The 9,823-nt window shown below is 43.7% G+C and carries 6 protein-coding genes; 4 read left to right on the top strand and 2 right to left on the bottom strand.

Going from position 1 to position 9,823, the window contains the following annotated elements; all coding sequences use genetic code 11:
- Positions 1 to 71: 71 nt before the first annotated feature.
- Positions 72 to 2,522 (bottom strand): ligase-associated DNA damage response DEXH box helicase, encoded by a 2,451-nt coding sequence (locus ACESM0_RS10810; protein WP_372906224.1) that lies wholly within the window; start codon positions 2,520 to 2,522, stop codon positions 72 to 74.
- A gap of 157 nt (positions 2,523 to 2,679) precedes the next feature.
- On the opposite strand from ACESM0_RS10810, the gene acs reads away from it, so the two are divergent.
- Positions 2,680 to 4,578, top strand: coding sequence for an acetate--CoA ligase (gene acs, locus ACESM0_RS10805; protein ID WP_372906223.1), 1,899 nt, complete (start codon positions 2,680 to 2,682; stop codon positions 4,576 to 4,578).
- A gap of 471 nt (positions 4,579 to 5,049) precedes the next feature.
- Here the strand turns inward: acs and ACESM0_RS10800 are convergent, their stop codons facing one another.
- Entirely contained in the window at positions 5,050 to 6,204 is a 1,155-nt protein-coding gene (locus ACESM0_RS10800; RefSeq protein WP_372906222.1) for an alanine dehydrogenase, read from the bottom strand.
- Positions 6,205 to 6,413: 209 nt separating this feature from the next.
- Here ACESM0_RS10800 and rsmA point away from each other — a divergent pair, with 209 nt between their 5' ends.
- The 3 genes from rsmA (at position 6,414) to groL (ending at position 9,382) form a co-directional block, all read left to right on the top strand.
- The gene (rsmA, locus tag ACESM0_RS10795) at positions 6,414 to 7,193 is read left to right on the top strand and encodes a 16S rRNA (adenine(1518)-N(6)/adenine(1519)-N(6))-dimethyltransferase RsmA (protein WP_372906221.1); all 780 of its coding nucleotides are present in this window, start codon (positions 6,414 to 6,416) and stop codon (positions 7,191 to 7,193) included.
- Positions 7,194 to 7,369: 176 nt separating this feature from the next.
- Complete coding sequence (gene groES / locus ACESM0_RS10790) at positions 7,370 to 7,657, top strand: co-chaperone GroES (protein WP_069133402.1); 288 nt, start codon at positions 7,370 to 7,372, stop codon at positions 7,655 to 7,657.
- Positions 7,658 to 7,708: 51 nt separating this feature from the next.
- Positions 7,709 to 9,382: a chaperonin GroEL gene (groL, locus tag ACESM0_RS10785; RefSeq protein ID WP_372906220.1), complete on the top strand. Its 1,674-nt coding sequence runs from the start codon at positions 7,709 to 7,711 to the stop codon at positions 9,380 to 9,382.
- Positions 9,383 to 9,823 lie beyond the last annotated feature (441 nt).

Here is a 9,823-nt window from a genome sequence, read left to right as displayed (position 1 = left end):
AGCAGAGCTAATAGCTGATTTCGAAGAGTGATTTTAAATGTACCTGTCGGAAACATATTGACTTAATCCTTTTACAGTTCCTTTTGCATTTTCATAATACGGTCGAGTAACTTTTCGGATGAAAGGCGCTCACGCAAGCGATCTACAAAAATAGGAAAAGCGAGAGGCGAAAAACGATCCACTTCCTTCACGATAATTTCTTGCATGCTGATTCTTTCCAACGCCCGTCGAAGCCGGGTTTCATCCAGCTGCTGATCTAAAACTTCGTCGTAAGCCTGCTGCAATAATAGGTGGTCAGGCTCGTATTCGGAGAAAACATCAAAAAAGAGTGAGGAAGACATCTGAAGATGTTTGCCTGCTTTTTTATTGCCGGGAAACCCGGAAAAGACCAATCCGGCAATTTGACTGATTCCACGAAATTTTCGCTTTGCCAGTTCTGTGTCGTTCAAGCTGCTTAAAATATCCGGGATCAGGTTTTCTTGAGAAAAAAGATTGTTTTCCAGAGCTTGCAAAATAGGGATGTCTTGGTCAGAAAGCAGTTCAAATCCGTAATCATTCATTGCAATAGAGAAAGTAATGGGTGTCAGTTTCGAAATTCTGTGGGCAATCAATGCCGATAAACCTTCATGAACATAACGGCCCTCAAACGGGAAAAAGAAACAGTGACAACCCTCTTTCGACCATGACTTCTCAACTAAAAACTGTTCTTCATTGGGAATAAGAGACCTTTCCCGTTGAACTTCCAGTATAGGCTGAATAGAGACCAACTCTTCACTTTTAGTACTGCCTTCTGCTGCTTCTCTGAACTTTTTACGAAGCAGTTCCGACATATTGGAAGATAGCGACATTCGCCCGCCCAGCCAGCTTGGTACCTTGCTGGATTTTTTTTTGGAACGTCGGACATAAACCGTCATGTTTTTTATTTGAATAAGTTCTAGGTTTCTGCCGGCAAACCAGAACGTGTCTCCAATATTTAGCTGCGAGATAAACCACTCTTCAATCCCTCCGAGCCGGCCTCCTTTAAGATACTTAACGGAGAGCATGGTATCGCTTGTAATGGTCCCAATCGACATTCGGTGCCTTCTGGCAATCCTGCGATCAAATACCTTCCAGACTCCATTTTCTTCAATCTCCGTTTTTGAATAGTCGTCGTATCGGCCAAGGGATGCACCACCTGTGTGAATAAAATCGAGAATAGAGTTCCATTCATTGTTTTGAAGTGTTTGGTAGGCAAATGTCTGCTTTACCTCGTCAAAAATCTGATCCGGTTTAAAACCTTCAGAAACTGCCAGAGTAACTAAATACTGAGATAAAACATCGAAAGGTTTTAAGATTGGTGTGCGACTTTCAACCATCTCATTGTTGAGAGCATCTTTCAGCGCAGAAGCCTCAATCAGTTCCAATGCATTGGTGGGCACAAACCAGATGTTGCTATCGGCATCAGGCCGGTGGCCACTTCGACCGGCACGCTGCAGAAAGCGTGAAATTCCTTTTGGACTGCCAATTTGAATAACTTTATCGACTGGTCGGAAATCTACTCCAAGGTCCAGGCTGGACGTGCAAACAACAGTTTTTAAGGTTCCTTCGTGAAGGGCATCTTCAACCCAGTTTCTGACATCTGATGACAGCGATCCGTGATGAAGGGCAATGGTTCCGGCAAGTTCAGGTTTGGCTTCCAGAATGTTTCGAAACCAAATTTCTGACTGTGATCGAGTATTTGTGAAAATCAGCGTAGAACCGGGACCGTCTAAAATGGGAAGAATTTTTGGCAGCAGTTGAATTCCCAGGTGACCCGACCATGGGAATTTCTCCACATCGTCAGGCAATACGGAATGTGCGTTAATTTTTTTCTGGACGTCAGCCCTAATAATAGATCCATTTTTAGCACGAACGGGACCTAAAAGAATGTCCAGCGCTTCCTCTAAATTTCCAATTGTAGCAGAGATGCCCCATGTCTGCAAATCAGGGTTTAAACCAAACAGTCGAGATAGTCCAAGTTCAGTTTGTGTGCCACGCTTTGAGGAAATCAGTTCATGCCATTCATCAACTACTACTGATTTCAGGTTTTTAAATCTCTTTGGGTATCCTTTCTGAGCTAGCAAAATGTGCAGGCTTTCCGGCGTTGTGATCAGAACTTCAGGCATCTGTTTTTTCTGTTTCTGTTTTACAGAAGATGAGACATCGCCGGTTCTGCGCTGAATTTGCCACGGTATATTGAGCTCATTAACCACTTCTTGCATCGCTTGTTCTATATCTTTGGCAAGTGCTCTGAGCGGGGTGATCCACAGCAGTTGTAGTCCGTTTTTCTGAAGCTGAGTGTAATTTTCAGGGTGCTCTTCAATCCATCGAATTAAGGCCGGCATGAAAAGTGCGAAGGTTTTCCCACTGCCTGTGGGTGCATTTAACAATCCACTTATACCCTGTTGAATTTTTTTCCAGACGTTTTTTTGCCAATCGAACGGAGTAAGGCCTTTCTCCTGAAACCACTGTTCAATTATTTTTTGTCCGTGTTTGCTGCTCATAGATGCTTTGTGAATCAATCAGATAGTGTAAATATCTGAATTGCCGATGCCGTTCCCGCCCGGATTATCAAAAGGTTGAAAATTTTCTTGATAATGAGCAGAAAAAACGACAAAATGAAAGCGCTTCGTTTTAATATCAAACTAAACAAAGATTGTCATGTGGCTAAACATCAAATCATTTGAAGAGTACAAAGAGGTTTACGAACAGAGCGAAAATAACCGAGAAAAGTTTTGGGAGCATGAGGCGGGGACTTTTTACTGGCGGAAAACCTGGGATAAAGTTCACTCCGGCGGATTTGAAAATGGAGATATCAAATGGTTTGAGGGCGGGAAGCTGAATATTACTGAGAATATGCTCGATCGGCACCTCAACACAATTGGTCACAAAACGGCGTTTATTTTTGAGCCAAATCATCCCGACAGTTTTCGCCGAACGATTACATATCGTCAGCTTCATGAAGATGTCTGCCGATTTGCCAACGTATTGGAAAGCAAAGGTGTAAAAAAGGGAGATCGTGTCTGCATTTATATGGCAATGACACCCGAGCTGATTATCTCTGCACTTGCGTGTGCAAGAATCGGTGCCGTTCACTCTATCGTTTTTGCAGGGTTTTCTGCTCAGGCACTCGCCGAGCGAATTCAGGACTGTGACGCAAAAATGCTGATTACCAACGACGGGCTTCGCCGCGGTGATAAACACGTTCCGCTAAAAGATATTTCTGACGAAGCTCTGAAGGATTGTGATACTGTAGAAAGTGTCATCGTATGTCAGCGAACCAACCGCGATATTGGTTGGCAAGAAGGACGAGATGAGTGGTGGCATATGCTTATCAGGAATGCATCTAAAAAACACACTGCTGTTGAGATGGACTCTGAAGATCCACTGTTCATTCTCTATACTTCCGGGTCAACCGGTAAACCCAAAGGAGTTCTGCACACTTGTGGCGGTTACATGGTTTATACAAGCTATACGTTTAGGAATGTGTTTCAAGTAGAGGAAGAAGATATATATTGGTGTACGGCAGATGCCGGCTGGATTACAGGTCATTCCTATATTATGTACGGGCCGCTTTTTAATGGAGCTACGGGTATTATTTTTGAAGGTACACCAACCTATCCCGATCCGGGACGACTCTGGGAAGTGGTTGAAAAATACAAGGTTACCCATTTTTATACAGCACCAACGGCAATTCGTGCATTGATGAGTCATGATATTAGCTACGTTCAAAAGTACGATCTCAGTTCATTGAAAGTTCTTGGTTCAGTTGGTGAGCCGATCAACGAAGAGGCGTGGCATTGGTATAATGATCACGTTGGTGGTGGCCGCTGCCCGATTGTGGATACCTGGTGGCAAACCGAAACAGGCGGTATTTCGATTTCACCGCTGGCGGGAATCACACCTACCAAACCGGGGTTTGCGACACTCCCGCTACCGGGAATTTCACCCGTTCTGATGGATGAAAATGGGAAAGAGATTGAAGGCAACGGTGTGAATGGAAATCTTTGCATTAAACATCCATGGCCGGGAATTGCCCGCACGGTTTGGGGTGACCATGAGCGCTATCTGAATACGTATATGAGTGCCTACAAAGGCTACTATTTTACCGGTGACGGTTGCCGGAGGGATGCTGATGGATATTATCGTATCACCGGTCGAGTGGATGATGTTTTGAATGTATCAGGGCACAGATTAGGTACAGCAGAAATTGAGAATGCTGTAGATGAACATCCGAATGTTGTTGAGGCTGCAATAGTTGGTTATCCGCATGATGTGAAGGGACAGGGAATTTTTGCCTTCATGGTTTGTGAAAAACAGCCAAAAAGTCCGGAAGACTTCAAACAAGAAATTCACGATCTGGTTAAGAAAATAATCGGCCCCATTGCCAAGCCTGATAAGATTCAAATCGTATCCGGTTTACCGAAAACCCGGTCCGGGAAGATCATGCGTCGTATTCTGAGAAAAATAGCTGCAGAAGATTTGGAAAATATTGGAGATACCTCAACACTTCTGGATCCGGCAGTAGTGGAGGATATCAAAAAAGGGAAGGCGTATTAATAAACCTGAAGAATTGTTGCGAAGTGGAGCTTCTCCACTTCGTTAAACTTAGCTGGTAATGAATCCGGTTGTTAAAAATATCAAACTGAAAAAGAATAAGCTTAATCTAAACCTAGTGCTGATGATAATGGGATGAAATAGCATGCCATATGTAAGAGGATATTCCTTCAGCCAGTTATAGTAGTGATGACGGTGGAGCGCTCCCATAGCTGTGGTGACATGGCCGTGCAGAATTGTCAGCATAAATGGCAATGCGAAAATAATTGACCCCGGGTAAGCAATCATTTGGCTTACGCCAAGTGAATTACACAAAAAGTAGTATGGCCAGGCAAATATGAGCAAAAGGGGCACGGACAGAGCCCAATTTATAAAAGCAATTCGGCGATAATTTTTTTCGCTTAATTCTGAAGTGGACATTGTGGGATACGATTGATGTACATTTCAGTTTAAAATTTTGCCTTATTGCTATTTTTAAATCTGACTCGCTATCAACATCTCAATATCACGATAAGGCATTTCAAACTGTTCGGCTAAGCCTTTTTTGGTAAGATGCTTTTTATATACATAAGCACCGTTGCGAAGGGCGGTATTATTCCATAAACACTCTTCAATTCCTCCGGCATCTCCTAATTCAACAAGATACGGGACAATCACGTTGTTGAGCGCATAGGTTGCTGTTCTGGCAACATTAGATGGAATGTTGGGCACACAGTAATGAACCACATCATATTTTTTAAAAACAGGATTGGAGTGTGTGGTTGCCAGGCTGGTTGAAATACAGCCGCCCTGATCGATAACTGTATCAACGATCACGCTTCCGGATTTCATAGATTGAACCATCGGGTCTGTTACCCAGCAGGGCGCACGTTCACCTTCTGTCATAGCGGCGCCAATCACTACATCTGCAAATTCCAAAGCGGTAGAGAGATATTGGTGATTGGCAGTAGCCGTAATAATTCTACGGTCAAATGAATTTTCGAGGCGACGGAGCATGGCGAGATCGTTATCCATCACAAAGACCTGTGCTCCATACCCGAGTGCTGTTCGGGCTGCATACTCTCCGGTGATGCCCGCGCCAAGTATTGCAACGGTTGCCGGCGGGATTCCGGAAATCCCTCCCAGCATAATACCCTGTCCGTCGCTTCCGTTTTCCAAATAGTGTGCAGCGATCTGAACCGCCATTGATCCCGTAATTTCGTGCATCATCCGAACAATCGGGAACTCATTGTCGCGGCTCTTGATGTATTCGTATCCGATGGCACAAACTCCTTTTTTGATAAGTGCATCCAGAAAATCCGTTGAAGTGTGGCCTAGATGGAGGGCAGATAGCAGGATCTGTTTCGGTTGCATCCAGCCAAGTTCTGTTTTGGTTGGAGGTGCCACTTTTACAATCATCTCAGACTTACGAAAAAGCTCTTCAGCACTGTGAGAAATTTCTGCGCCGGCCTCAGCATATTCGCTGTCTGAGAAATGTGCGTCGGCTCCGGCGTTTTTCTCTACATAGATTTCATGCCCGTTGGCTATGAGAACGGAAACTCCGCCGGGAGTGAGAGAAATGCGTCGCTCATCATTCGATATCTCCTTTGGTAGTCCGATTTTGAGCGATCGGGCTGATTTAGTCTTCATTAGACTCTTTTCAAGTGTTTGAAGGCCTAACTGTTCAGTATCAAAAGGGTTGATTTCCATATCAAAGCAATCTGAATGAGCGGATGGAGTGTCGAGTATTTATTTGGATGTATTTTTTAGTTGACGGAATCATCCGTAAAAGTGCAGAAAATCCGTTATGTTAATCTAATCAAATTCAACAAGATCTTCATTTAGATATTCACCAGGCAATGGCGCACCATCCCAGAACAAAAAAGAGTTTAGGTCAGCATTTTTTAAAGGACCCCAATATGATTCAAAAAATTGTGGATTCTATTCCTGCTCAAAAAAGAGATCGAATTGTGGAGATTGGGCCGGGTGCGGGTGCGATTACCGGTTTGATACTACAGGCGTACGATGATGTGGTTGCGGTAGAGATCGATCAGCGAATGGTAGAGCATCTTTCTGAGGAATTTCCGGATCTGAAAATTGTAAATGAGGATATTCTAAAAAGTGACTGGTCTCAATTTGTAAGCGCAGACAAACCTGTTCATGTGGTTGGAAATCTGCCATACTATATTACCAGTCAGATTCTATTTAAGGTTTTGGAGTATAGAAAGCATATCACTTCAGCACTTTTAATGATGCAGAAAGAGGTTGCAGAGAGGATTGTGGCCGAACCCCGAAGTAAAGAGTACGGTATTCTGAGTGTTCAGACTCAATTGATGAGCAGTCCTGAGATTTTGTTTGACGTTCCTCCCGGTGTTTTTTCTCCGCCGCCAAATGTGAACAGTGCTGTACTAAAACTGACGTTTGATAAGCCGGACTTGCTGTGTTCGGACAAGAATTTGAAAACGGTTGTGCGTATGGCATTCAATCAGAGAAGAAAGAAATTGAGCAATGCCCTGAAGCGGCTGGATATGGAGTTGCCTGAAGATGAATTTGATTTTAATTTGCGTGCCGAAGCATTAAAGCCTGACATGTATGAAAAGTTGACAGCCCGCCTCGAACAACTTGGCACATTTTCATGACTTTTTTGAAAAGATACTCTTCCTAAAGCCCGCCTAAAGAGTAAAACGTATACCATTTGGCAATTATGCGTCTTTGGTACGGATGTTGCATACAACAAAACAGAATAAAAGCGCAATCTTTGCGTCTCAAAAAATTAAACGAATAACCAAAAACCTAATAAGTAAGGAGTCATCATATGGCTAGTATAAAACCATTAAGCGATCGAGTGCTTGTACGCCCGATCGAAGCTGAAGAAAAAACCAGCTCCGGAATTATCATCCCTGATACTGCAAAAGAGAAACCACAACGGGGAACCGTTGTAGAAGCAGGTCCCGGAAAAGTTGAGAATGGAAACAAGATCGACATGTCTGTTAAAAAAGGAGATGAAGTGCTTTACGGAAAGTATTCCGGAACCGAAGTTACTCTTGATGGTGAAGAGTATCTGATTATGAGAGAATCAGACATTCTCGGTATCGTATCCTAAATACATTTGTCATAAACGATTTAATAAATACTAACAAAACAATATAAAATTATGTCAGGAAAACTAATTCATTACGATGCGGAAGCACGTGACGCACTCAAACGAGGTGTGGACAAGCTTGCCAACGCAGTTAAAGTTACATTGGGTCCTCGCGGAAGAAATGTAGTTATTGAAAAATCTTTCGGTGCACCAACTGTAACCAAAGATGGTGTAACCGTAGCTAAAGAGATTGAACTCTCTGATAAGGTTGAAAATATGGGCGCACAGATGGTACGTGAAGTTGCGTCTAAAACAAATGATAACGCAGGTGACGGTACAACAACGGCTACTGTTTTGGCACAGTCCATCATTCAAACCGGTCTGAAAAATGTGACTGCCGGGGCGAACCCAATGGAGCTGAAGCGTGGTATTGAAACAGCTGTTGACGCGGTTGTTAAAGAGTTGAAAAATCTGAGCGAGCCTGTAGGCGACAGCCTTGACAGTATCCGCCAGGTTGGTACTATTTCTGCAAACGGCGACGAAGAGATCGGTAATAACATTGCCGATGCTATGGAGAAAGTTGGTAAAGATGGTGTGATTACCGTTGAAGAGGCAAAAGGTACTGAAACCTACCTTGAAACTGTAGAAGGTATGCAGTTCGACAGAGGATACCTCTCTCCATACTTTGTGACCAACAGTGAGAATATGACCACTGAAATGGAAGATCCTTACATCCTGATTTTCGATAAGAAGATTTCTGCGATGAAAGATCTGCTTCCAATCCTTGAGAAAGTGATTCAAACCAACAAGCCGCTGCTGATTATCGCCGAAGATATTGAAGGCGAAGCATTGGCTACTCTGGTTGTGAACAAATTGCGCGGATCATTGAAGATTGCAGCTGTAAAAGCTCCGGGCTTTGGCGACAGAAGAAAACAAATGCTCGAAGACATCGCAATTCTGACCGGCGGTACCGTAATTAGCGAAGAGCGCGGTTACAAGCTTGAAAATGCGACTCTCGACTTCCTCGGTACAGCAGATCGACTAAACATTACTAAAGACGATACAACTCTCGTTGGCGGTAATGGAAAATCTGATGACATCAAAGCACGTATCAATCAGATTAAGTCTCAAATCGAAAATACTACTTCTGACTACGACCGTGAGAAACTGCAAGAGCGACTTGCCAAGCTAAGCGGTGGAGTTGCAGTACTTTACATCGGAGCTGCTTCTGAAGTTGAAATGAAAGAGAAGAAAGCTCGCGTTGAAGATGCCCTGCACGCAACACGCGCTGCCGTTGAAGAGGGAATTGTTCCCGGCGGTGGAGTTGCATTCCTGCGCACACTCAAGGTTTTCGATAAACTGAAAGGTGAGAATAGTGATCAGGAAGTTGGATTCAACATCATTAAGCGTGCGCTTGAAGCTCCGTTGAGAGCGATTGCGAATAACGCCGGTGTTGAAGGATCTATCGTAGTTCAGAAAGTGCTGGAAGGTAAAGATGCTTTCGGTTACAATGCACGTACTGAAGTGTACGAAGATCTGATCAAAGCGGGTGTTATCGACCCAACGAAAGTTGCACGAACCGCACTTGAAAACGCTGCTTCAGTTGCCGGTCTTATGCTGACAACCGAAGCCGTAGTTGTCGACAAACCATCTAAGAATGATGATGACGACAACGGTGGCGGAATGCCAGGCGGTGGAATGCCCGGCGGAATGGGAGGAATGGGCGGCATGGGAGGAATGATGTAATTCATTCCCCATAAAATCCCAGACTGATCATTCAGTTTGAATTTAAAAGCCTCAATCCGTTTTCGGGTTGAGGCTTTTTTTATATCAAAAAAGACGCGAATAATCTAAACGTGATAAAAATGATTTGGTTTCGAATCGGAAAAGTCTCCCCTAAAAAGGGGAGATTTAGAGGGGTGTTGATAATTTAGGGGTTGTAATTGACACCCCACCCGGCTAACGCCGTACTCCCCTCAAGGGGAGATCATCCTTACTGCATTTCAACTTTGATATAGCCTTCTATTTTTCAGCTTTATCCTCAACCTCATCAAGCTGCTCCAGAGACAGACCTTCAATCAAGGCATCATAGTTGGTAATATCTTTTGGTAGGATGATTTGATTTTCATCTTTGCCAAGCCCATCCAGTACTTTAAGATATTTCTGTTTTAACTGGAGTTTCATCGC

The sequence above is a fragment of the Rhodohalobacter sp. genome, from assembly GCF_041686455.1.
In the GTDB taxonomy this organism is placed as follows: domain Bacteria; phylum Bacteroidota; class Rhodothermia; order Balneolales; family Balneolaceae; genus Rhodohalobacter.
Note: the sequence above shows the minus strand (reverse complement) of the source record. Positions and strands in the feature narration are given on the sequence as shown.